This window comes from Salinicoccus siamensis (genome assembly GCF_055391965.1).
Genome location: NZ_AP043765.1, coordinates 1,266,226 through 1,288,881, shown reverse-complemented (window position 1 = coordinate 1,288,881; position 22,656 = coordinate 1,266,226). Strand labels below are relative to the sequence as shown.

24 protein-coding genes are annotated in these 22,656 nt (G+C 44.0%); 13 read left to right on the top strand and 11 right to left on the bottom strand.

The window, feature by feature from the left end:
* Positions 1–52 precede the first annotated feature (52 nt).
* From ACZ5LF_RS06700 to ACZ5LF_RS06690, 3 genes are read left to right on the top strand one after another with little or no spacing between them, the layout of a single operon-like run.
* Positions 53–805: a DeoR/GlpR family DNA-binding transcription regulator gene (locus tag ACZ5LF_RS06700; RefSeq protein ID WP_380570290.1), complete on the top strand. Its 753-nt coding sequence runs from the start codon at positions 53–55 to the stop codon at positions 803–805.
* Positions 802–1,716 (top strand): 1-phosphofructokinase, encoded by a 915-nt coding sequence (gene pfkB / locus ACZ5LF_RS06695; protein WP_380570291.1) that lies wholly within the window; start codon positions 802–804, stop codon positions 1,714–1,716. The genes ACZ5LF_RS06700 and pfkB overlap by 4 nt, the downstream gene beginning before the upstream one ends.
* Complete coding sequence (locus ACZ5LF_RS06690; RefSeq protein ID WP_380570310.1) at positions 1,716–3,584, top strand: PTS fructose transporter subunit IIABC; 1,869 nt, start codon at positions 1,716–1,718, stop codon at positions 3,582–3,584. The genes pfkB and ACZ5LF_RS06690 overlap by 1 nt, the downstream gene beginning before the upstream one ends.
* Positions 3,585–3,696: 112 nt before the next feature.
* On the opposite strand, the gene ACZ5LF_RS06685 is transcribed toward ACZ5LF_RS06690, so the two are convergent.
* Positions 3,697–4,191, bottom strand: a complete 495-nt coding sequence (locus tag ACZ5LF_RS06685; RefSeq protein ID WP_380570292.1) for a GNAT family N-acetyltransferase — start codon at positions 4,189–4,191, stop codon at positions 3,697–3,699.
* Positions 4,192–4,480: 289 nt separating this feature from the next.
* On the opposite strand from ACZ5LF_RS06685, the gene ACZ5LF_RS06680 reads away from it, so the two are divergent.
* Positions 4,481–4,873 (top strand): SDR family oxidoreductase, encoded by a 393-nt coding sequence (locus ACZ5LF_RS06680; RefSeq protein ID WP_380570293.1) that lies wholly within the window; start codon positions 4,481–4,483, stop codon positions 4,871–4,873.
* Between the two features lie 56 nt (positions 4,874–4,929).
* On the opposite strand, the gene ACZ5LF_RS06675 is transcribed toward ACZ5LF_RS06680, so the two are convergent.
* The gene (locus ACZ5LF_RS06675) at positions 4,930–6,600 is read right to left on the bottom strand and encodes an alpha-keto acid decarboxylase family protein (protein WP_380570294.1); all 1,671 of its coding nucleotides are present in this window, start codon (positions 6,598–6,600) and stop codon (positions 4,930–4,932) included.
* A 239-nt stretch (positions 6,601–6,839) separates the two neighbouring features.
* Between ACZ5LF_RS06675 and ACZ5LF_RS06670 the strand changes: the two genes are divergently transcribed.
* Positions 6,840–7,301: a MarR family winged helix-turn-helix transcriptional regulator gene (locus ACZ5LF_RS06670; protein WP_380570295.1), complete on the top strand. Its 462-nt coding sequence runs from the start codon at positions 6,840–6,842 to the stop codon at positions 7,299–7,301.
* 69 nt (positions 7,302–7,370) lie between these two features.
* Here the strand turns inward: ACZ5LF_RS06670 and ACZ5LF_RS06665 are convergent, their stop codons facing one another.
* Positions 7,371–8,828, bottom strand: a complete 1,458-nt coding sequence (locus ACZ5LF_RS06665; protein ID WP_380570296.1) for an aldehyde dehydrogenase family protein — start codon at positions 8,826–8,828, stop codon at positions 7,371–7,373.
* 246 nt (positions 8,829–9,074) lie between these two features.
* Here ACZ5LF_RS06665 and ACZ5LF_RS06660 point away from each other — a divergent pair, with 246 nt between their 5' ends.
* Positions 9,075–9,809, top strand: coding sequence for an SDR family NAD(P)-dependent oxidoreductase (locus ACZ5LF_RS06660; protein ID WP_380570297.1), 735 nt, complete (start codon positions 9,075–9,077; stop codon positions 9,807–9,809).
* 91 nt (positions 9,810–9,900) lie between these two features.
* On the opposite strand, the gene ACZ5LF_RS06655 is transcribed toward ACZ5LF_RS06660, so the two are convergent.
* Complete coding sequence (locus ACZ5LF_RS06655; protein ID WP_380570298.1) at positions 9,901–10,335, bottom strand: hypothetical protein; 435 nt, start codon at positions 10,333–10,335, stop codon at positions 9,901–9,903.
* Positions 10,336–10,517: 182 nt separating this feature from the next.
* Between ACZ5LF_RS06655 and ACZ5LF_RS06650 the strand changes: the two genes are divergently transcribed.
* Positions 10,518–10,832 (top strand): CHY zinc finger protein, encoded by a 315-nt coding sequence (locus ACZ5LF_RS06650; protein ID WP_380570300.1) that lies wholly within the window; start codon positions 10,518–10,520, stop codon positions 10,830–10,832.
* Positions 10,833–10,840: 8 nt separating this feature from the next.
* Here ACZ5LF_RS06650 and ACZ5LF_RS06645 read toward each other — a convergent pair whose 3' ends face one another.
* The 3 genes from ACZ5LF_RS06645 to ACZ5LF_RS06635 form a co-directional block, all read right to left on the bottom strand.
* A complete protein-coding gene (locus ACZ5LF_RS06645; protein ID WP_380570301.1) occupies positions 10,841–12,031 on the bottom strand; it encodes a cation:proton antiporter in 1,191 nt (396 codons plus the stop codon).
* A gap of 36 nt (positions 12,032–12,067) precedes the next feature.
* On the bottom strand, positions 12,068–12,298 hold the full coding sequence (locus tag ACZ5LF_RS06640; RefSeq protein ID WP_380570302.1) for a hypothetical protein: 231 nt from the start codon (positions 12,296–12,298) through the stop codon (positions 12,068–12,070).
* 243 nt (positions 12,299–12,541) lie between these two features.
* Positions 12,542–12,697 (bottom strand): hypothetical protein, encoded by a 156-nt coding sequence (locus ACZ5LF_RS06635; protein ID WP_380570304.1) that lies wholly within the window; start codon positions 12,695–12,697, stop codon positions 12,542–12,544.
* A gap of 142 nt (positions 12,698–12,839) precedes the next feature.
* On the opposite strand from ACZ5LF_RS06635, the gene ACZ5LF_RS06630 reads away from it, so the two are divergent.
* Positions 12,840–13,721: a DMT family transporter gene (locus ACZ5LF_RS06630; RefSeq protein WP_380570305.1), complete on the top strand. Its 882-nt coding sequence runs from the start codon at positions 12,840–12,842 to the stop codon at positions 13,719–13,721.
* On the opposite strand, the gene ACZ5LF_RS06625 is transcribed toward ACZ5LF_RS06630, so the two are convergent.
* Positions 13,718–14,119, bottom strand: coding sequence for a hypothetical protein (locus tag ACZ5LF_RS06625; protein WP_380570306.1), 402 nt, complete (start codon positions 14,117–14,119; stop codon positions 13,718–13,720). The genes ACZ5LF_RS06630 and ACZ5LF_RS06625 overlap by 4 nt on opposite strands.
* Positions 14,120–14,315: 196 nt before the next feature.
* Here ACZ5LF_RS06625 and ACZ5LF_RS06620 point away from each other — a divergent pair, with 196 nt between their 5' ends.
* Positions 14,316–15,071: a YhfC family intramembrane metalloprotease gene (locus ACZ5LF_RS06620; protein WP_380570307.1), complete on the top strand. Its 756-nt coding sequence runs from the start codon at positions 14,316–14,318 to the stop codon at positions 15,069–15,071.
* A gap of 53 nt (positions 15,072–15,124) precedes the next feature.
* On the opposite strand, the gene ACZ5LF_RS06615 is transcribed toward ACZ5LF_RS06620, so the two are convergent.
* Both ACZ5LF_RS06615 and ACZ5LF_RS06610 read right to left on the bottom strand, forming a co-directional pair.
* On the bottom strand, positions 15,125–16,084 hold the full coding sequence (locus tag ACZ5LF_RS06615) for an IS30 family transposase (protein WP_380710055.1): 960 nt from the start codon (positions 16,082–16,084) through the stop codon (positions 15,125–15,127).
* A 187-nt stretch (positions 16,085–16,271) separates the two neighbouring features.
* Entirely contained in the window at positions 16,272–16,688 is a 417-nt protein-coding gene (locus ACZ5LF_RS06610; RefSeq protein ID WP_380569246.1) for a GlcG/HbpS family heme-binding protein, read from the bottom strand.
* 282 nt (positions 16,689–16,970) lie between these two features.
* Here ACZ5LF_RS06610 and ACZ5LF_RS06605 point away from each other — a divergent pair, with 282 nt between their 5' ends.
* Together ACZ5LF_RS06605 and ACZ5LF_RS06600 are read left to right on the top strand one after the other, a co-directional pair.
* A complete protein-coding gene (locus tag ACZ5LF_RS06605) occupies positions 16,971–17,723 on the top strand; it encodes a class I SAM-dependent methyltransferase (protein WP_380569245.1) in 753 nt (250 codons plus the stop codon).
* A gap of 162 nt (positions 17,724–17,885) precedes the next feature.
* Positions 17,886–18,983: a glycerol dehydrogenase gene (locus tag ACZ5LF_RS06600; protein ID WP_380569244.1), complete on the top strand. Its 1,098-nt coding sequence runs from the start codon at positions 17,886–17,888 to the stop codon at positions 18,981–18,983.
* Between the two features lie 89 nt (positions 18,984–19,072).
* Here ACZ5LF_RS06600 and ACZ5LF_RS06595 read toward each other — a convergent pair whose 3' ends face one another.
* Complete coding sequence (locus ACZ5LF_RS06595) at positions 19,073–19,774, bottom strand: TVP38/TMEM64 family protein (RefSeq protein WP_380569243.1); 702 nt, start codon at positions 19,772–19,774, stop codon at positions 19,073–19,075.
* Between the two features lie 645 nt (positions 19,775–20,419).
* Here ACZ5LF_RS06595 and ACZ5LF_RS06590 point away from each other — a divergent pair.
* Together ACZ5LF_RS06590 and ACZ5LF_RS06585 are read left to right on the top strand one after the other, a co-directional pair.
* Positions 20,420–21,124 (top strand): hypothetical protein, encoded by a 705-nt coding sequence (locus tag ACZ5LF_RS06590; RefSeq protein WP_380569242.1) that lies wholly within the window; start codon positions 20,420–20,422, stop codon positions 21,122–21,124.
* Between the two features lie 194 nt (positions 21,125–21,318).
* A complete protein-coding gene (locus ACZ5LF_RS06585) occupies positions 21,319–22,527 on the top strand; it encodes a hypothetical protein (protein ID WP_380569241.1) in 1,209 nt (402 codons plus the stop codon).
* The last annotated feature ends 129 nt before the right edge of the window (positions 22,528–22,656 follow it).

Genomic DNA, 22,656 nt, shown 5'->3' with positions numbered 1-22,656 from the left:
AGATTGATTTTGAGTGAATTTTACTATAAAATTCACTCAAGAAGGTGATTAAATGCTCACGTCAAAAAGATATGAAATCATAATGGACCACCTTGCTAAAAATGGAACTGCCTCCGTCAAAAAACTTGTTGAATTGACTAAAAGTAGTTCAGCTACTGTAAGAAGGGATCTATCACATCTAGAGGATGAAGGCGCCCTTCAGCGGGTACATGGTGGGGCAACAACCAGAAAAAACGAGAGAGAAGAAGATTATGGGGAAAAATCCGTAAAAAACCTCTCGAAAAAAATCAAAATCGCTCAAACGGCTGCTTCATTGATAGAAAATGGAGATGTCATTTTTATCGATGCAGGAACCACGACTTACGAAATGGTACACTTCATCAATCAAGAGGACATCACGATTGTGACGAATGGCATCACCCTGATAGAACCGTTGGTCAGAAACGGGCATGAAACACATGTTTTATCTGGTAGAGTGAAACCTGCGACCAAAGCAGTCGTGGGGCCTGAAGTCATAGAGAAGATCAATCATCTTAATTTCGATAAGTGCTTCGTAGGGACAAATGCCATTTCAGCTGAACATGGTTTATCGACACCCAAAGAAGCAGAAGCGTTCATAAAGAAGAGTGCCATCCGTCAGTCCAACGTGGCATATGCACTGGTCGACAGTTCGAAATACAACCGTAATGCATTCGTCCATTTTGCCGATATAGAAGAGACGGCGATCATTACCGACGATGCCTCCCACGGTTTCATTAAAGCAATCCAATCAAGGACAAATATAATAGGGGGTGGCAGCCAATGATCTATACAGTAACGTTCAATCCATCCGTGGATTATGTAGTAAGGCTGAAGGAATTTGAAATGGGTGCACTCAACAGAAGTTCTGATACTGCCAAATACACAGGCGGTAAAGGCATCAATGTATCCCGCATTTTGAATGAACTCGGTGTTGAAACGACTGCACTTGGATTCGTAGGTGGATTCACCGGAGATTTCATTGAATCCACATTGTCAAAAAGCGGCATTAAAAATGATTTTTTAAGGGTGGAAGGAGATACCCGCATCAACGTCAAATTAAAGACGGATGAGGAAACTGAAATAAATGGAGCAGGACCTATCATCACAGATGATGATCTCGCCAAGCTCGAAGATCAACTCAAATCCTTGAATGAGAGTGATCATGTCGTGTTTGCCGGCAGTGTCCCCTCGAACCATAAGGATGTGTATGAATTTTTGAGCAGTCTGCTCCATGAGCGTAATATCGGCTTCAGCATCGACACTGAAGGGCAAAAGCTAGTATCAACGTTGAAGTATCACCCTTATCTCATTAAACCCAACGATGTCGAATTGGAAGAGATAGTGGGCTGTAAACTCAGTACGCAGGAAGAGAGGATCAATGCCTGTCGTGAGCTTCTGGCGCAGGGTGCTTCAAATGTATTACTGACACTCGGCAGTGGAGGAGCGCTATTTGTCAATACGGATACGGTCTATCACATGCCATCACCACCGGGGACACTCAAAAACTCTGTAGGTGCAGGCGACTCGACGGTCGCAGGATTCATTGGTAAAAAGGGAAGTGGACTTGAAGCGCAGCTTAGATATGCAGTGGCTTCAGGAAGTGCCACAGCTTTCAATGACGATCTTGCCAAAAGGGCGGATATTGAACGTTTAGTGGGTAAGATAGAACTTCAATCGATAGAAGAGGTGAAATGATGAGGATAACAGAGCTACTGACAAAAGATACAATTAATATGTCTGTCCGTGCCCAGGATAAAGATGCGATCATAAGAGAACTCGCTGAGGGCTTGGAACAGACAGGCAAAGTGACGGACTCGACGCGTTTCATTGAAGCGATTCAAAAAAGGGAAGTGCAAAGCACGACAGGGGTCGGTGACGGCATAGCAATTCCACACGCCCAGACCTCTGAAGTGAAGGCGCCGGCAATCATGTTCGGACGCAGCACTGATGGGATAGATTATGATTCGATGGATGGACAACCGGCTTATGTGTTCTTTATGATCGCTGCACCGGAAGGCCAGGCGACGACCCATCTCGATGCGCTTGCGAAGCTCTCCACAATATTGATGAATGATAAAGCGCGCAAGCAATTGATGGCGGCATCGACTAAAGATGAGATATTGGATACCATCAATCATTTCGACGACAGTGCACCTGCAGAAGAAATAGCCGATGAATCTTCTGACAAGCCTTATGTGGTTGGTGTCACAGCGTGTCCAACGGGTATTGCGCACACTTATATGGCAGCAGATGCCTTGAAGAAGAAAGCAGGCGAGCTGGGCTACGATATCAAAGTCGAGACGAACGGCTCAGCCGGCGTCAAAAACGAACTGACTGAAGCGGATATAGAAAAAGCGGCAGGTGTCATCGTTGCTGCTGATACTAATGTGAACATGTCACGCTTTGACGGCAAGAACGTTGTCGAAGTTCCGGTGGCAGACGGCATCAAGCGTCCCGGGGAACTGCTCAATCAGGCACTTGATTCTTCGAGAGCGCCATATGCAGCTAAAAAATCGGGCAAACAGCTTGAAGAAAGTCAGACATCCAAAGGAAAATCTTCAATTTATAAACATTTGATGAACGGCGTCTCCAATATGCTGCCATTTGTTGTTGCTGGTGGGATATTGATAGCGGTCAGTTTCATGTTCGGCATCCATTCAGCAGACCCGGATCACGAACAATACAGCCCGTTTGCTGAAATGATCAACTTCATCGGTGGAAATGCCTTCCAGCTGATGATTCCGATACTTGCCGGTTTCATCGCCATGAGTATTGCTGATAGGCCAGGTCTGGCTCCAGGTATGATCGGCGGCCTTATGGCATCTACAATGGGATCAGGTTTTCTTGGTGGCCTGATCGCCGGTTTCCTTGCCGGTTATCTGATGGTCGGCATCAAAAAAGTGCTTGAAGGCTTGCCGCAGACGTTGGATGGTTTGAAACCAGTACTGCTCTATCCATTGATCGGTGTGTTCTTGACAGGACTGATCATGTACTATATCGTCGACCCTCCGGCGAGTGCATTGAATGAATGGATGAATACATCTCTCAGTAGCATGAGCGGTGGAAACATCATTCTGCTCGGAGCCATTGTCGGTGGCATGATGGCGATCGATATGGGTGGCCCGATAAACAAAGCAGCTTATGCGTTCGGCATTGCGGCACTTTCAGCAGGCAACGCGGAACCGATTACTGCAGCTATGATCGGTGGGATGGTGCCGCCGCTCGCAATTGCATTCGCGACCATGATATTCAGGAACAAGTTCACAGAGGTCGAAAGGTCATCCGGCCCGACTAACCTGATTATGGGTGCTTCGTTCATAACGGAAGGCGCGATACCTTTCGCTGCAGCAGATCCACTCCGCGTCATCCCGACGATGGTCATCGGTTCTGCTACAGCAGGCGCGCTTGCGATGGCTTTCGCCACAACGGTGAATGCACCTCACGGTGGACTGTTCGTTGCACTGACAATCGGTGAGGGCAGGCTGATGTTCCTCATATCACTGTTGATAGGCACGATAGTTTCAGCGGTGTTACTCGGATTGTTTAAAAAAAGAGTGGCGTAATGCTTCAAAATTTCATATAAAGAATAATGCCGGCCGCATCCATCAACCACGATGCGGCCGGCATTATTTCCCTGAAAGATTGAATCCATGTCAGAAATATATAGCCTGCGTATCATAATAGCTTATACATATATAGTTCATTGACCATTTTGCCGTTAATTTTCAAAGACTGTACTTTCTCGCCTTCCGTTTTAAACCCCATTTTCCGATAAAGTTTCAAGGCAGGCATATTGTTCTCGATGACCGTCAATTCCAGTCTTAAAAGATTATTATCCCCAGCCCAGCCGAATATCTTCTGAAAAAGGTGGGTCGCGATTCCTTTGCCGCGGTACGCTTCATCTACACCCACCACGAGGGAGGCACGATGTCTGTTCCTATTGAGTTTTCCCCGAAAGGCTGCTATAAAGCCGATAAGTTGGTCCGACTCCTCTGCAACATAAAAGATGGTTGAAGGATCATCATTCAGTTTCACGAGTGCGCGGCGTTGTTCTGCTGTTTTCATCTTTCTTTCTCCCGGGTCATGGAGCATGAATCCGGAGTCGTCCAATTTTTTATTCAAGGCGAGGAAATTTTCAGCATCGCTGATGGTCAGGCGTCTTATATGCATCGAGTCACTCCCTGTTTAATTCTTATGGTACGCATAAATGTCTGTATGAGTCGATTTGATGATATGATACCAGAAAACAAAAAGCCTTTCATCAATCAGATGAATCGAATCTTCAAGCCATTATACTCAATGGCTTAGAGCACAAGTGGTATTATAGAGAGGTAAAAGATTTATCCTACATGAAAGGGATGAACAAGATGGGTAAATTGGATGAAAAAGTTGCAGTCATTACAGGGAGTGCCTCGGGAATCGGTATTTCAAGGAGAACGGCGGGGGTACAATTGTAAATATGCCTTCGATCACCGGACTAACGGGTGGTCGTGGAGGATTGACCTACACTGCTGCCAAACACGCAATCGTCGGCATGACGAAAAATGTTGCGTCCCACTACGGGTCTGAGAATATCCGGTGCAATGCATTGGCGCCAGCAGCTGTCCAATCAGGGTTCTCAGCGGCCATGAAAGGTGTAGATGATTTTGGCATGGAAGCATCAACGAGGGGGGTCAACCTCATGCCACGGGCCGGCACAGTGGAAGAGATTGCGAATATGCCTTGTTCCTTGCCTCTGACGATTCAAGTTATATTAATGATGTCGCACTTGCGGCAGATGCAGGATGGAGCGCATATTAGTAGCAAAACTCTAAAAACCATCAAATATGACTTGCAAAATCCATTTGAATAGAAAGAAGCCCTTTAAATTAAAGGGCTTCTTTTTCATATATAATCGATCAGAAAAAATCAGGCATTCTGATTTGCAAATCGTTTTGACAGCTGTTCCAACAGATCGGGTTTGTCGTCACGGTGCATCATGACTTCGATGAAGGTCATCGATTCAGAGTTTTCTTCTGCTGCCTTCAATGCTTCTTCAAGCCCAGTCTCAGTTTCGACTTTGAGTGTCAAAGTTCTCCCTTCAGGATCGAACACTTCAGGGAGTTTCATGTAGTCCCACATCGGTATATCGTTATAGGGCTGATTTTCACCATGTATGGCACGTTCAACAGTATAACCATCATTATTGATCAGGAAGATGATCGGTTTGATCTGTTGTGCGAGCATAGTCGACAGCTCCTGCGCAGTCAGTTGGAATGAGCCATCGCCGATAAGGAGAATGTTCCGGCGGCCCATATCTGCAAGTTGAGATCCTAATAGGGCAGGCAGTGTAAAGCCGATTGAACCCCATAAAGGCTGTCCGATGACCATCGTATCTTTCGGTATCGGCATCGTTGCTGCGCCATAGTAGGCAGTGCCTTGTTCCGCAAGCAGTATATCCTTTTCTTTCATGAAAGAGGATAGGCGCTCAAAGAAGCGGTTTTGTTGAAGATTCTCTTCTTTAGCTTCATATGTGCCAGATTTAAGCTGCTCGTGCAGGGACTTGATGTCCATCGATTCAGGGTCTTTTTTGCTGACTTTCCCACTCAGTGCAGACAATGCGTCGTGCATTGTGATTGGCGCATGTTTCTTTTCTGTCGCTTTTACGGAGAATGGTGAAATTTGAATGACGTTCTTTTCAGAGAAGTTGTAGGAGAAGCCGCCTGTCGTCGAGTCGGTCGGTTTGGCTCCGATCTGTATTATGCAGTCGGCTTCGTCCACGCGTTGCTGCAGGTAGGGCGCACTCAGCTCACCATTATAGACGCCGATGAACTGCGGATGTTCTTCATTGAATACTCCTTTGCCGCCACTCAAAATTGTAACCGGGATGCCTGTTTTATCAGCGAACTGAAGCAGTTCTTCCCGATTTTCATAGCGGTTCACTTCATACCCCGCCAATATGACAGGCCGCTTTGCTTCATTGATCATGGGCGTGATTTCAGCAAGCATCTGCTCCAATGCCTCCTGGTTGCTGTCAGTCACTGCTTCATGGAGCGGGGATGTTGGCTTACTTGCCGGTTTGTTGTATACGTCGATTGGCAATGTAATATGGACAGGACGCTTCTCAGTCAGACAGGCAAGCAGTACCCGGTCGATTTCGTAGGCGGCGTTCTCCTGCGTCAAAAAAGTCTGGGCCGCAGTCACTTCCTGAAACATTCTGGAAAAGTGATCAAATTTGCCGTCGCCTAATGTATGATGGACATAAAGTCCATTGTCCATCACTTTTGTCGTCGGTGCACCTGAAATTTTAACTACAGGCACATGTTCAGCATAGGAACCAGCAATGCCATTGATGGCGCTCAATTCACCGACACCGAACGTTGTACTCAAAGCAGCAATGCCATTGATGCGGGCATAGCCGTCGGCAGCATAAGCGGCATTCAACTCATTACGGTTACCCACCCATTCCATGCCTTCATGGCCGATGACATCATCCAGGAAAGCCAAGTTGTAATCGCCTGGTACACCAAACATATGGCGGATACCAAGTTCTGATAACCGATCTAATAGATAGTCTGAAACAGTATACTCATATTTCACTCTAAACACCTCAAATTAGTATTTTGTCATGCGTTTCTGATAGGATCATTGTCTGATGGCTGGGTCTTCGCTTTATAGGGCGCCAGCTTCCAACCAGCTTATGTCTGATTAAAGGGTAACACTAGCATCATTATAGGTCAATGTTATTGACCTATAAAAGATCGTCGTTTTTTTATGGCTAGCCACTCAGCACAAGGACACTTAATTCTGATATTCTTTTACAAGGAGGTAATTGCACTATGGATAAAAATCGTGAAGATCAGTTGAACGAGACACTTATGCTTTTTTATTTTGCATACCGGACATTTATAAAAGAACCTGACCGCATCCTCTCGCAGCACGGCATCCATCGCCTTCATCATCGAATTCTATTTTTTGTCGCCAGACAACCGAATATAAGTGTCCATGAACTTTTGGATACATTAGAAGTGACTAAGCAGGCGCTGCATGCCCCGACACGCCAACTGGTTGAGATGGGCTATATGACGAGTGAACCTGCATCACACGATCGTCGTGTTCGTGAATTGAAACTGACAGAAAAAGGGGAAGCGCTTGAAAGACAATTGAGCGATGTTCAAAGAGGGAAAATGAATGAAATCTTTGAGTCCATGGGATCAGACAGCGAGGAAACCTGGAAAGAAGTGATGAAAAGCATCATTGCGGTTGATGAGTCAAAAACCGAAGATGGAAGTACCACTTGAAGTGGACACATTAAAACGTCCCCCGGAGAAATCATATGTTGATTCGCCGGGGGATATTCATTTTACTTATTAAAATGGAAACTCCCTTGTTTTCTTCTGGACTGAAATCCATTTTTTCTCTGTAAACTCCTCGATGATATATGGGCTGCCGAATCGACCGATGCCACTCTGGCGCATACCACCGAACATCGCAGTCGGTTCATCCTGGACCGGCTGATCATTGATATGGGTCATGCCGAATTTGAGCTCAAGTGCATATTGACGTGCTTTTTCTTCATCTTGAGAGAATATGGCGGAGCTGAGCCCATATTGGGTATCGTTTGATTTTTTGATGATGTCATCATCGGATGATCCCTTGATTATTATGGCGATAGGGGAGAACATTTCAGTCTGTGCCAGTTCGCTGTCGTTCTCTACATTACCGATTACAGTAGGGGTCAATACATTGCCTTGCTGTTCGCCTTCAAGCAATAGATCAAAACCGGAATCTTTAGCAGTTTGGATGTTATCGAGAGATTTCTCCATCTGCTTGCTGTTGATCAGTGGTCCGACGACCACGTCCGGATCTTTAGGGTCTCCGTATTTAATTTTTTTCGAACGCTCTACGAATTTTTCCGTGAATTCATCATATAGGTCTTCGTGCACGATAATGCGGTTGATTGCCATGCATATTTGTCCCTGGTGCAGATATTTACCGTAGATTGCCGCATTCACAGCATTATCTATATCTGCATCACTCATGACTGCCATCGGACCATTACCGCCAAGTTCCAATGAAACTTCCTTCAACAGTTCACCAGCTACTTCACCGATATGGCGACCGACAGGGGTAGAACCGGTAAAGCTTACATGGCCGATAGAATCATGGTTGAACATGATATCCCCGATGACGCTAGAGCGTGAAAGGATGGAGTGGAAGATGCTTGAAGGCAACCCGGCTTCCTCAAACGCCTTGGCGATGACCGAACCGGATACTAGTCCACATTGTATATCTGCTTTATGAACGACAGCATTGCCGAGTGCGAGTGCAGGGGCAATGGTCCTCATTGATAGATATAGCGGGAAGTTGAATGGTGCAATTGAGGAGATGACGCCCTGCGGCAAACGGTAGTTTTCATTGACCTTATCAGGAATGATCGATTCCTTTTCTTCAAACTTGCCGATTTTATCAACCATCGTCAGCGATTCCTCCATGACGCCTACAGTCAAGTTGAATTCAAGTCCCGCCTTGACTGACGTACTGCCGGATTCAAGTGTAAGCATTTCCAGAATATCGTCTTTATTATCCTTGAAATATTGGATGGCCTTTTCCATCACTTCTTTTCTCTTGGCGGAATCTTTCCCCCATGCGTCCTGTGCATTGGCTGCACCTGTGAACGCTTCTTCCACTTGATCGACAGAAGCCATGGTGGCTTCGGCCAATGTTTCACCATTATATGGATTCGTCATTTCAGTCTTCTTCTCATCAGCACCATCAACCCATTCGCCGTTGATGAAACTTTTGTTGAGTTTTTGATATTGATTCATGATTTTCCTCCTATATTTACTGCACTGCAATAATTTAATGCAGCCTACTGATCAATCTCGTGGTATTGCAACCGGATAATCATCGGTTGACTCTCAAATCATATACCCTTACTTTACACAACTAAACTCAGTGCATCGTATTGTAACAAATCCTTATCTTTTATTTATTCTATGAGTATATCATTTCACAAACAGGCTGAAATCTGGAATAATAAAGGTAATCCCAACAACAAGGGGCATCATATAATGAAAAGGTTAGAAGACAAAGTAGTTATCATCACCGGAGGCGCACAAGGCATGGGCAAACTGCATGCTGAGAAAGCACTCGCTCAAGGTGCGAAAGTTGCAATTACAGACATCAATGAAGAAAAAGGGCAAGCTACTGCGAAAGAGCTTGGAGAAAACGCGCTATTCATCAAGCATGACGTGTCTAATGAAGAAGACTGGAAAAATGTAGCTAATCAAGTCGTAGAGAAGTTCGGACGCGTCGATGTACTCGTGAACAATGCCGGTATCACTTACAATAAAGGACTTGAAGATATTTCGCTTGATGATTATATGAAAATTGTAAACATCAACCAAGTTTCCGTCTTCCTCGGAACTAAAACGGTAGCACCTCTCATGAAAGAACAGAAAAATGGTTCCATCATTAACATCTCTTCAATGAATGGATTAGTAGGGGGCGCTCCGGCATATACGGATACTAAGTTCGCCGTACGCGGACTTACGAAAGCAAGTGCACGTGAATTGTCTCCATTTAACATCAGAGTCAACTCTGTTCACCCAGGTGTAATCCAGACACCGATGCTTGAACAGGAAGGTGTAAAAGAAGCGGTTGAAGAATTCAAGAAAACGATACCTCTCCGTCGCGTTGCACAACCTGAAGAAGTTTCCGATATGGTGGTATTCTTGGCTTCAGATGAAGCAAGATACTCTACTGGTTCAGAATTTGTCATAGACGGCGGTATTACAGCTCTGTAATGACAGGTGAAAAAAGGATGCTCACAATGAGCATCCTTTTTATTATGGGGTATCCTGTTTTAAAGGGCCTATAAAATCAAGGTCGGACCTTCTACCTCTCCAGGAATTCCACAGGGAAATCCACTTTGAATATTTGTTTCAATTTGGATAAGCCCCGCGCTTTCTGATTGCTTGATGTTTTGAGCTCTACTTGTTCTATGATGGCGGAGTATGTGCTGTAGTTTTTAGTGCTGGCATCGAAATCTTCAAAAGTGATCTTCAATTTTTGGGAATCCTCCTGGAAGACTACCTTAAGTTCCTCTTCTTTCAAGGCGTACTCCCCCTCGACATCATTCATGTACGGCGTTTCGACCGTTCCATCTTTGAATGTGAAGACGGTCAACCCTTGGTGATTACTTTGGCCGCTAGGGAGAGTGGTCGGGTATATGAGGTTGAATGATCTGCCGGAGAGTTCATCCGTCTGATCATCACATCCCGTAAACAGGCATGACGCCAAAAATACGAAGAGGAGAACTTGCTTTTTCATACACATACGCTCCAATGAATAGTGAATTGGTCAGGTAAAACAATTATAAGTAGAGACTTTAGCGCGAAGTGCGTGGACCAAAATTATTGAACAGTCAGATCATTTAGTTTATGTTATGTTCTATGATAACGGTTTTACTATTATATTCCAACCCTAGAAGGGGATAAGGAGAGTGCTGTCCAATGGATGGAATCCATGGATCACCGATTGATGAACAGACGAGATGCATCCATTATCATTCCGCCAAAGACATTGTTGCAATCAAATTCAAGTGCTGTAATACATATTATCCTTGCTACAAGTGCCACCAGGAAGAAGCGGATCATGATAGGGAAGTATGGCAGAAGGAAGAATTTCATGCACCAGCTATACTATGTGGAGCTTGTGGGCATGTCCACACCATCCATGATTACTTATCACGAGTGAATTGTGCCAACTGTCATGCTGCCTTCAATGAAGGATGTGCACTCCATCATCATATATACTTCGATGTCTAGATGATTGGCTACTTGAGCAGCTTCTTGGATAGAGGTGAGACGCCGAGGCTCTGTATCACCAGCGAAGCGAGCGTGGCTGCAAATGCCAGTGAGATGATCATTGCAGAGTCTGCCGATTCTGTTTGGGAATATAGGCTCAGTATCAAATAGACAGACATGGAGCCTTTCAGTCCTGCCCATGAAATCAGAGTGGACTCGCGCCAGCTTATATGATGGCGCCATTTTGGGAATATCTGCGTAGTCGACATGATTATGATGAAGCGGGTAACGAGCGCCAAAATGAAGATGATGATGGCAAAAATCCATCCATCGAAAATGAGGAATTTAGCCGCTTCTATACCGATCAGTAAGAATAAAAGAGACAACACAGATAATTCGACGACGCCCCAAAATCCATCAAGCGCTTCCCTGAAATGGTCTTCTTTACTTGCGCGGCTGTATTCGAACGACAGCATGATGCCGGCAAAAATGGTCGCGAGCACTCCGGATACGCCTACGGCTTCAGCAAGATTGAAGAGACCATAGGCCAAGATGATGCTGAGCATGACCTGGTACTGTTTATTGTGGATGAAGTGTACCGCCTTACTCATCAGCCAACCGAATGCAATGCCGAGCAGCGTACCGCCCAAGGAGACAAATAGGAATTCTCCAAGAAACGTGAATACACCAAAAGACTGGCTGCCGGTATACATGCCGGCAAGTGTACTGAAGATGACAATGCTCGTGCCATCATTAATCATCGATTCACCCTCGACGACGTCCGCCACTTTCTCATCATCTGACGCGCTTTGTATGATGGATACGACTGAGACAGGGTCGGTCGGAGTGAGAATTGAAGCGATGACTAGTGCGCCGAGAAGGGATATCGACACGAACGGGCCACTTAAAGCGTATATTGCCGCGCCTAGGATCGCCACCGTCAACATGATGCCAATTGTGGCAAGGAAGGCGATGATGCCGACATTCTTTCGGAACTTGTCAGCTGGAAACTGATAGGCGGATGTAAATAAGAGAGCCGGCAGGAAAACATGGTAGATGGTGTTTTCGGTCAAGTTGATGGATGAGAAGTAGGGAATAAAATATAATCCGATACCGATGAGCACAAGGACTACCGGCACGGGAAAGTTATTTTTCTTTTTGTCTATTGTAAAGACCATATAGCCGATCAACAGCAATATGAGCAATTGCGAAGCAGTCATGGTGCCACCTCCTGTAGAATTTAAATTAAGATACTTTTAACGACTTCCGTCAATAAAAACCAGTGCTGCTTCCAAGTCTGGATCTTCAGTGATATGACGGGGGCTCCAAGGGATATCAACATCCGGTTTAACAGCAGCCTCCCACTCGGTTATAGTTCTCCCATCAGGCGTATCTGATATTTTTGAGGTGGGATAATACAACTCAAATAAATCATCTTTTGTCCAGATGACCCGAGTAGTCGTTATGCATGATTGATATAATTTCATCAAAGATCTCCAAATACATATTGCCCCTCCTGTCGATATTAATAATCTGGGGAATCCACTGACAACTTGATGTATATGGCAATCGTCCCCCACCTCTGTTCTTGCTCGCTACTATATATGTCATAAGTGTTCCGAACCATTTCTGCGATTGTTTCACCGCGGTCATTACCAAGCTCTTTGGCACTTATACTGGTGTACATATCCTTGAAAGTGGGGTAAGTCTCCAATTTTCCACAGTCACGGTTACAGATTGATCCTCTTCAGGCAGTACAGTGAAGTGTATCTGTCATTAGGTTTTAATTTGCGTCTCTTATCATCATTCAATCTTACTTCCACAGTTTTATATCCTGATTGGATCATGTTGAAAGGGGTTTTGAATAGGCGCATATAGTGTTTCATCAGTTCCACTCCAAATTCTATAAATAGTTAATTCTTCAATAGCTAAGAAGCCACAAACGTTGAATCAAAAATATGATATTCTTTAATCAATTAAATAATCCGTCTAATAAGTCCTAAAATATGCTTCAGAAAGAGTGTAATGATGAAAAAATCTATGGTGGCACTACTGGCCCTCTCTGTCGTATGCATTGCTTTCGCTGCGATTTTCGTAAAATTATCAGAAGCCCCTGCGAGCATCATCAGCATGTACCGAATGCTGTTTGCTGGCGTTTTATTGTCACCGATCATCTTTAGATACAGGCGTGAACTATTGAAACCCACCGTAAAAGAATGGTGGGCGTTGATGGCGGCGGGGCTCTTCTTGGCCATGCATTTTGGATTCTGGTTTGCTTCGCTTCAGTTGACATCCGTTGCAAGCTCAACTGTCATCCTTGCCTTGCAGCCACTTGTCGCAATGGTTGCCGCCTACCTTTTATACAAAGAGAAAGTCTCAACAAAGATGGTAACAATCGTCTTCATATCATTTTTCGGTGTAGTGCTCATCAGTTGGGGAGATTTCAGCTTCACGGACTTGAGCGCCATTTTTGGCAACATGCTTTCTTTTCTTGGGGTAACGGCTGTTGTGGCGTATTTTCTGATCGGCCAGAATACAGTGCGGAATCTTACGCACTGGGTCTACAGCTTTCTAGTCTTCAGTATTGCGGGCCTATTCCTATTGGTCTACAACATTGTGACTGGCACTGAACTGTTCAGATACGGGCCCCGGGAATGGAGTTTCTTCCTTCTGCTCGCCATCCTTCCGACAATCGCCCATGTGATATTCAATTATCTGCTTAACGAGCTGACTCCTACAACTGTTTCCATGGCTATGCTTCTGGAGCCTGTGGGTGCATCATTCCTTGCCTATTTCATACTCTCCGAAAGTTTGACGCCCCTTCAAGTGATAGGCGGCTTAATTGTATTGTCCGGTGTTTACTTTTTCCTGTTCAACCAGCATCGTGAAAGGCGTAATAGAACTCTTTAAAATTCAGTGTGCGCTTCAAACCCTGCCTTTTCCAACCTGAACTGTTCAAAGCTGTATTCAGCAACCAGAGCATAGAGCAACAGTCCCAAAAAGCCGATGACCTGATGGAAAAGTGTATCGACAAGAAGCATTATGACGGCCAACAGGACGAATAATATGACTAAGGACAGTGTGCGCCATGGGGTAGAGCGTATGATGATGTACTCTTCATCTGCCACCTTGAGCGTATTGCTTCGGGACAATCCGCGGGATACGCTCAGTTCTATAACAGGGCTCTCCAATTCAATTTCCTTTTCTTCTTCATGGTAGATTCTATCGACTTTTTTGCCGTCAGTCTTGATGTTCAAACCTGTACCCATTCCGATTGAATTGGTACTTCTTTTAACTGTGATCGTCATTATGATTACGCTCCGTTTCTAAAAATGGGCTTTTCATGTCGAGTATATCAAATAAATATTATAAAGGCCGCCATCTGTAGATGAATCCAGGAGAAAACTCGTTTGGCGTTCGTAGAGGAGGGCGGACGTTGATTGTCAGAGAGCATTCCATTTATGGGATGCCATTGTTATCATTAAGTAAAAAGAGGAGAATTTCATGGTTGGTACATCACAAATAATTCTTATGGTAATAGCAGGTTTAGCTTCGGTTCTGCTGCCGTTTGTCTTCATCCTTGTATTAAGGCGCAGATTCAAAATCCAATGGATTCCTATATTGATCGGTTCAGCGATCTTCATCTTTTTCGCTATGGTGCTTGAGCAGATCAGTCATTTTTTGGTGCTTCAACCCAAAATGGATGGTACGATTCCGCTGCTTGATAAATCACCTTGGCTTTATGTGCTGTACGGCGTGCTGGCTGCCGGGATATTCGAGGAGACTGGGCGTCTCATCGCTTTTTTGCTGATGAAGCGCAAATACAATAGAATAGATTCAGCTATATCCTACGGTATCGGACATGGAGGTATTGAAGCGATTATAGTTTTGGGGCTCGGCATGCTGAATTCAGTCGTCTTCAGCATTATGATCAACAATGGCAGCAGTGCGGTCGATAACCTGCCGCCAGCCCTCATCGAATCGATTGCAGGAACATCAGCCTTCACCTATATACTTTCGATTGTGGAACGGGTTTTTGCGATTACTGTGCATATTGGCCTGTCCATCATTGTATTTACATCTGTCATGAAGAAAGGAAAATGGTGGCTATTCCCGGCAGCAATCGTGCTGCATGCATTGACGAATGTGACAGCGGCCATGATGCAGGCTGGTCTTTTGGATAATATGTGGTTGATGTACGCAGGATTGATGATAATGACTTTGGTCATCGTGTGGATAGCATATAAACAGGTAGCATAATAAGGCAGATTGGATTCAAAGCAGCATGAAGCATTTTAAGACTATTTCGTTTGTCAAAATAAGCTAGACAGTTCCTTTTCACCCATGTAACTCAAAAAGACTTCCAATGGTGTCCGGTAGTTCAATGATTTTCTCGGTATGTGGTTTCTTCTTGAAGCGACAGACGAGACAAATATCTGATCGACCGTGTTGAAATCCATGTCTTTGGGCAGTCCATCCTTTCTGAGCAGGCCATTGGAATGTTCATTCAATCCCCGTTGAGACGGTGTCCCTGGGTCGGCAAAGTAGATGGACAGATCGTTCTGGTTGCTCATCGATTGCCAGTTGGAGAATTCCTTACCACAGTCGAAAGTGATGGACTTGAACAGGTTTCTGGGCATCTCTTGACACCACGTATTGATGGCAGACTCGATTGCCTGTGCCGTCCGGCCTTCAGGCTTCAAGGTGATAATGACCTTAGACAGGCGTTCAACCAGCGTGATGACGGCACTCTTGTGGCGGACACCGACGATGGTATCTCCCTCGAGATGGCCGAATTCTTCATTGAACGCCGGGTAGTCAGTTGTTCTTTCAGAGATGTTTCGCCTGAAGGCCTGTCTGCCCCGGCGTTCCTGATGGCCATTTGGTTTTCGCTTGCCTTGCATCGGCAGTGTGGCTACATCAAAGGTTTTTCGTTTGAACATTCGATACAGTGTACGGCCCGAGCAGTCAATTGGCATCTCCTGCCGACCGACGATCACATCCGGTGTCCAGCCTTGCGCCACCTGCTTTTCAACATGTTTCTGCTGATCGGTCGGTAGAACAATCCGTTTTCTACCACACCGGCTTTTGTTTTCCTTATAGCGCCGATAATACTCCAGCGCAGTGTGCCCGTCCTTGAGATATGCGATGACATTATGGACCGTCTGACGGGCACGCCCAATCCGTTTCGCAATCTGTGAAGTCGGGGTCTCTTGATGGAAATAGGCTTCTATGATTACTAGCTCGTCCGTGGTAATATGGGTGTAGGTCATGCGTGATCACTCCTATGATTTTCTTTGGTCGGAAAACTCATTTTGAGTGTATCACGCGTGACCCTTTTTAGGTGTCTAGCTTAATTTTACAATCGGCGCTATATAAAAAGAGCGAATTCATTGATTGAGGCAGTAAAATATCGAGACCGAAACGGCCTCGATATAACATTTTCAGCAAGTCATGGAATTATAGATTCATCTTCTCAAATGCATCTACACCAGCTTGTGATACTTTAATATCATTTTCGACACTGCTGCCGCTTACACCGATGGCACCGATGACTTTATCATCTTTTTCAAGAGGGAAGCCACCCCCGAATACTACAATCCGGCCTTGGTTCGTGGTGTTCAGACCATAGAGCTCGGCATTCGGGACCGTTGCTTCTGCGAGATTCGAAGTCGGCATCTTCAACGCTACGGAAGTCCAAGCTTTGTTCTGTGCGATGTCAATGCTCGCGAGCCACGCATCATCCATGCGATGTGTTGCGATTAGGTTACCCCCTTCATCCATAACAGATATCACCATTTTAACTCCGATATCTTCTGCCTGCTCCTCAGCCGCTGTTATGATCTCTTTTGCGACCTGAAGATTTACCTTGCCCATAAAAACATCCCCTTTATCAATTTTGATGATGCATTGATGCTTATATAAGGCACCTTGCTTATATAAATGATTCATGGAGCTTTAAAGCACCATATTAGCCATGAATATCTTCATTCTATGTTATTCTTAATATTCAGTCAAATGAATTGAAATTTACCGAATTCAATATTGCACATGCATATTAGTCTTATTATATATGAATGCCTGGTAGTCGAAAGATGATAGTATAAACAGCAAAGTTACACTTGAGGTGCTGATTAGAGAGTACAAGGAGTAGATACTATGAAAGCAAATTGGGCAGAGACCTATTATAAAAGGCAGTTTGAATTAATGAGGTCCAATTCCGCCTACCCGGCCAATAACTTCTTTGAAGAGGAAGTTTCATTATTGCTCGAACAAGTAGGGCGGCCTTCTGCAACAGTTTTGGAATTGGGGGCGGGTCGCAGTGATATAGCTAATATACTGGCGCGCCAAGATAGAAAAATAGTAACCATAGAATTGGTGGAGGAAATTTGTGGATATGCGAAAAAACATGCCCATCAAAATGTTCAAGCGCTGTGTGGTGACTTCTATACAATAAAGTTACAACGTGATTTCGATCTGATTTTGTATCTTGATGGATTTGGTGTCGGCAATGACGACGATCAGTCATATTTGCTGCAACGAATCTTCAATTGGCTGAGTGATGACGGGTACGCGCTAATAGATATCTACCAACCTCTATATTGGCAAAAAATCGCTGGACAGGAAATGTATCCGTTTGGTATAGAAAATATTATTCGGAAGTATGATTATGACGAAGCCGGAAATAGAATGACCGATACCTGGTGGGAAAAAGGCAAAGAGAACGAAACGATTACACAATCCCTCGCTTGCTACTCACCCGAGCAGATTTATACGCTCTGCGAAAAGGCAGGATTACAGATTATAGCCTATTACCCTTCAGGAGCAATAGATTTTGAGACAGGCGCATTTCAAAAAATCGCATCGTTGGATGAGTGCCTGTCCTATCGGATCAAATTAAAGAAGAACTAAGTTGGAAAGAACTTTCCGTACAGCAATCTGAAGCTCACTTTTTATGGTCAATATCTGGTAGAAGGACTGTCCATCATATTTTGACAGACTATGGCAGAGGCATAATTTTTTGCTTAAAGGGTAAAGTCACTAATAGATGTTCAACTATTGGGAGGTTATAAAATGGCAAGAATGATTTTTCAATCACCAAGTAAATACGTGCAGGGAGCAGGCGTGTTAAAGGATCTGGGAGAGGAGACCAACAAGTTATCCAAAAAGCCACTAGTCATTGCGGATGATATGGTTTGGTCGATCACCAGTGAAACAATCACAAATAGTTTCGAAAATAGTAACATAGATTTTGAGTACGAGGCGTTCAATGGCGAAGCCTCTGAGAAAGAAATTGATAGGTTAAGCGAAGTAGCTAAAAGCAAGGAAGCCGATGCAGTCGTCGGTATAGGCGGTGGTAAGACGCTGGATACAGCAAAAGCAATAGCCGACAGTTTGGAAGCGCCTGTCATAATCGTTCCCACCACTGCTTCAACCGATGCACCATCAAGTTCACTTTCTGTGATCTATTCAGAATCCGGTGAATTTACAGGCTACAAGTTCTATGATAAGAATCCTGATCTGATCATCATTGATTCGCAAGTAGTCGTAAATGCTCCGATAAAACTTTTCGCTTCAGGGATGAGTGATGCTATGGCGACTCTAGTAGAGGCAAGAGCAGCTCTAAAAAGTCATGGTGAGAACATGGTGGGGGGACAACCTACCTTGGCTTCAATCGCCATCGCAGAAAAGTGTGAAGAAACCTTGTTCACGTATGGTGACTCTGCGTACCGAGCTGCTTCTAAAGGCTTGGTCACGCCTCATGTCGAAGCGGTCATAGAAGCGAATACACTGCTTTCGGGACTTGGTTTTGAAAACGGCGGATTAGCTGCAGCCCATGCCATCCACAATGGTTTCACTTCCTTGTCAGGAGAAATCCACAATCTCTCACATGGAGAGAAAGTAACTTATGGCACCCTTGTACAATTAGTCCTTGAGAATGCTTCAGATGAAACATTGCATAAATATATCGATTTTTACAAAAGTATAGGTATGCCAACAACCCTAAAAGAAATGCATTTGGAAAATACCAGCTTCGAAGATCTGGTTAAAGTTGGAGAGCTTGCGACAGATCCTGGAGATACGTTCTCTAACTTGAGTGATAAAATCACTCCCGAAGAAATCGCTAATGCAATTCTTGCAGTGAATGAAATAAGCATATCCAATAAATAACGGAAACAATTAATCCCGAGCAACGAACATTTATGGAACATGTTCATTGCTCGGGAATTTTTAGTTGACATTAAAATATAAAATTAGCCTTATTCTTTTGTTGATTCAGTTTCCTTTCGATCAGGTGCCGTACTTCGCCAGTATTTATATGAAATCCAAGTTGATATCAATACGGCAATCCAAGCGATAACCAATACTGTGCCGTGGAAAATTGATGGATTGGAAGCAAATGCTCCCAAAGCCACTAGAGAAATCTGACCGGGCATGGAAGCGACGAAGGTGGCAGAGACGAAGGCATACTGTTTTACACCTAAGGCACCCGCCCCATAATTTATCGGCCAATAAGGTAATGCAGGCATTAATCTTACAGTACACATTGCCCAGAACCCTGCATCGCTGAGGTAATTTTGTACAATGGTGCTATGGCGTCCTAAAAGGCGGAAAACGATGCGTTGGCCTAAAGCGCGAGCTAACCAGTAGCCGATCCATGAACCGAGCATAACACCAGAGAATGAAAGTATAGTACCTTCTATCAGACCATATAGGGATCCTGCCACTAGGGCCGGAACTGTTACAGGAATGGGTGTGATAGCAATTGCAGTGGTGATTCCGAGAAATACAAGCCAGCCGGCCCAGCCATACCCGAGGATGGTTTCACGCAAAGCTTCTGGTGAGGGTAGTTCCATATTGAAGCTCACCCAGAGCAGTGATGCACCCAATACAACTAGAGCAGTCAGAGATCCTACTGAACGGAGGGAAAGTAGACTGGTGTGCTCTTTTTCTGAACTCATAAGTTTCCTCCTTTCATTTTGACAATGAATCGTACTTTGGTTTCCTCGGAAATAGGAGGCACATTTCTGGGTTTTTTGATAATGCTTGTAGACTTCACATTAATTTCTCCTTGTTTCTATTTCGCTTACAATCCTTCTGAAACTTTACTTATTTAATCTTACGGCTAAGGCATTAAAAAATGTCTGGGCGATATTTTGAACAAACCAATGCTTACTGGATTAAAGGTAATACAGGATACTTGTAAAAGGCGAAGATTATGTCGGTTGTTCACTCGCCCAGCTGCATTTTAATATACTTTTTTATGATGTGTTGTGTTCAATCCTCCATCTTTTTTTCATAAACGGTTTTGGCACCTGCCGTTAAACGTACATTATACATTACCTCTCCTCGTCATTGTTATCAATTATGATTTCACAAAAAATCATATTGGATTTTCCTAAAAGAGAGGATCCTAATATCCAGGATGGATGAACACTTTTGACTGGGCATATCAAGAGGTAGAACATTTTATTTCCTGAATTCTTCCTTTTAATAATTGTGCTGTCAGACTTAAATTAACTGAAAGTACATACAATTGAAATAATAATAGATGTAAGTTATCCTATAATTGGAAATAATCTTAATAAATGAAAGGATGTTGTTGGATGAGAAGATCAGTTTTTCTCAGCTCGGCATTAGTAGCAGGCACACTAATGTTTACAGGATTAAGCGGTACGGCACAGGCAGAAGAGGAAGACGGCGCCAAAACGGTCTGGGGGGAAGTACTGCCTGCTGAAACCGATCCGGATGGAGATGGCTGGGCGAACACGGATTTTGATCCGACTTGGATGTCCCAGGAATCTCAGGATAAAATTAGTGAATTAGCCTATAAGAAGGACTTTGGAGAATTGTCTCAAGTAGAATTTAATGAAGCTGTGGCAGCACTTTTCCAAAAAGAACAGCAAATGCAGGCCGAACAATCCAATATGGATGGTCAGGAACAAGACATGGATTCAAGTCAAAATATGGACGGCATGCAGGAGGACCTTGCCAATCTCGCCATGCATTCACCGCAGACATTGAATGAAGCGCCATTGCAAGAAACCCCTTATCATCATAATTTTAACTATGATGGTTATGAATTTGATTTCTCTTACGACGGTATGTACTGGGAGTGGGTATATGGCACGAACAAGAATTTCACAGCGTATGAATTAATTGATCTGGCACATAATAACCCCGAACAATTGAATGAAACCCCAGTGCTCAATGGCACTTATGATTTTCACTTAACAGATCAGATGGGTGAATATGTATATCATTTCTCTTCAGACGGTTCAGAATGGACTTGGTCATACGAGAAAAAGTAGTGTAAGTTTTTAGGTGCAAGACAGAAAATGCTGTAGGTTATCTAACCTGCAGCATTTTTATGGTCAACTAGATAGAATGGACCTGACTGACTTACTCTCCAAAAAATTAAGAGACTGAGGCTGATATATTACGGGTAGAAATATAATAGGTGGTTGAAATAAGATCGAATGAATTCAATATGAGGAGAATTATAATGCGTTTAGCTTTATTTTCAATTTTATCGTTACTTATACTTTCAAGCTGCCAATCAAACGCAGCGCCCGATGATGCAGCTGATAATACAGAAGCGGATACAGAAAAGACGTCAGTGCAATCTTCTGAGGACAATGCCGATGCCAACGCTTCAGAGAACGAAGAAAGCGATGAAGCATCAGGTGAAAGTGTCCCATCAGAGGAGCCAACAGAAGGCGGTAGAAATAATGGGAATGATTCAGAAGAAGGTTCCAATAATCAATCAGATGAGAGTAGTAATGAAAAGAATGCCACTGTATTCGACATCCACTCAGACGCAGTCCAACAGACCTTGTTTAATCCGGATGGTGTAAAGACAGAAAATCTGACATTTTCACAAGATGTCATTACTGAAGGCATGTCCCGCGCAGAAGTAGAGGCGCGATACGGGACGTATGATCTGATCTATCCAGGGCATGGCGGGCCTGTCGTCATATATGGCAATCTGGGCGTCAATTATTCAGACCCCGGTCCATTCATGAATGGGAATAAACAGACAGAAGAAACGGCGAATCCGGAAGAGAATACTGTAACCAATGTAATGTATTATGCCGGATTGCCGTATGAAAAAGTGGTCGATGCATTAGGCACACCGGATGTGGATGTGTATGAAACAGAAGGCGGACCTGTGAGCGGCCAGCAATTGATGAAATATGAAATAGAAGACAAGGAAGATTCCACAGTCATCGGTACTTTTTGGCTGCATGATAATGAAGCCGGCGAGAAGATCGTTGATATAATGACGATGGATGATGTGCCTGATGATGCTGAACAGGTTGCCGACCCAAACTCCGAAGAGACAGACGAATTGAGTGAGCAAGAGAAAAGAATCACTCAGTTTATAGAAGGATATATTGAAGAATTGATGGCCTACTACAATGGTAATGCACAAAACATCATGACTTTTACCCGTGAAAGCTCCCCAAATTTTGAAAAAATCTCTGCCAATAAAGATTCAGGAAATTATCGGAACCATGAAACTTACGGTATAAATGTTAAAGATGTTACTCAATCGGATGGGAATACCTATGAAGTAACGACAAGCAGAAAATATTCACACGCAACCTCCAACGGAAAACGATTAACAGAAGTAGAATATAGTATCGTTGAAACACCACAAGGATTTATGATTTTCGATTACCAAGAAGTCAATAATGAACCTGTTGAATAAAACCAAAAGAACTTACAATGGCATGATTGCATTTTATAAAATTCATATTGTCATTAGGGAGATACTGACAAGATAATATATGCTATTATTGGTAGCACAATAATATTATCGGATGTGGTCGCATTGAAT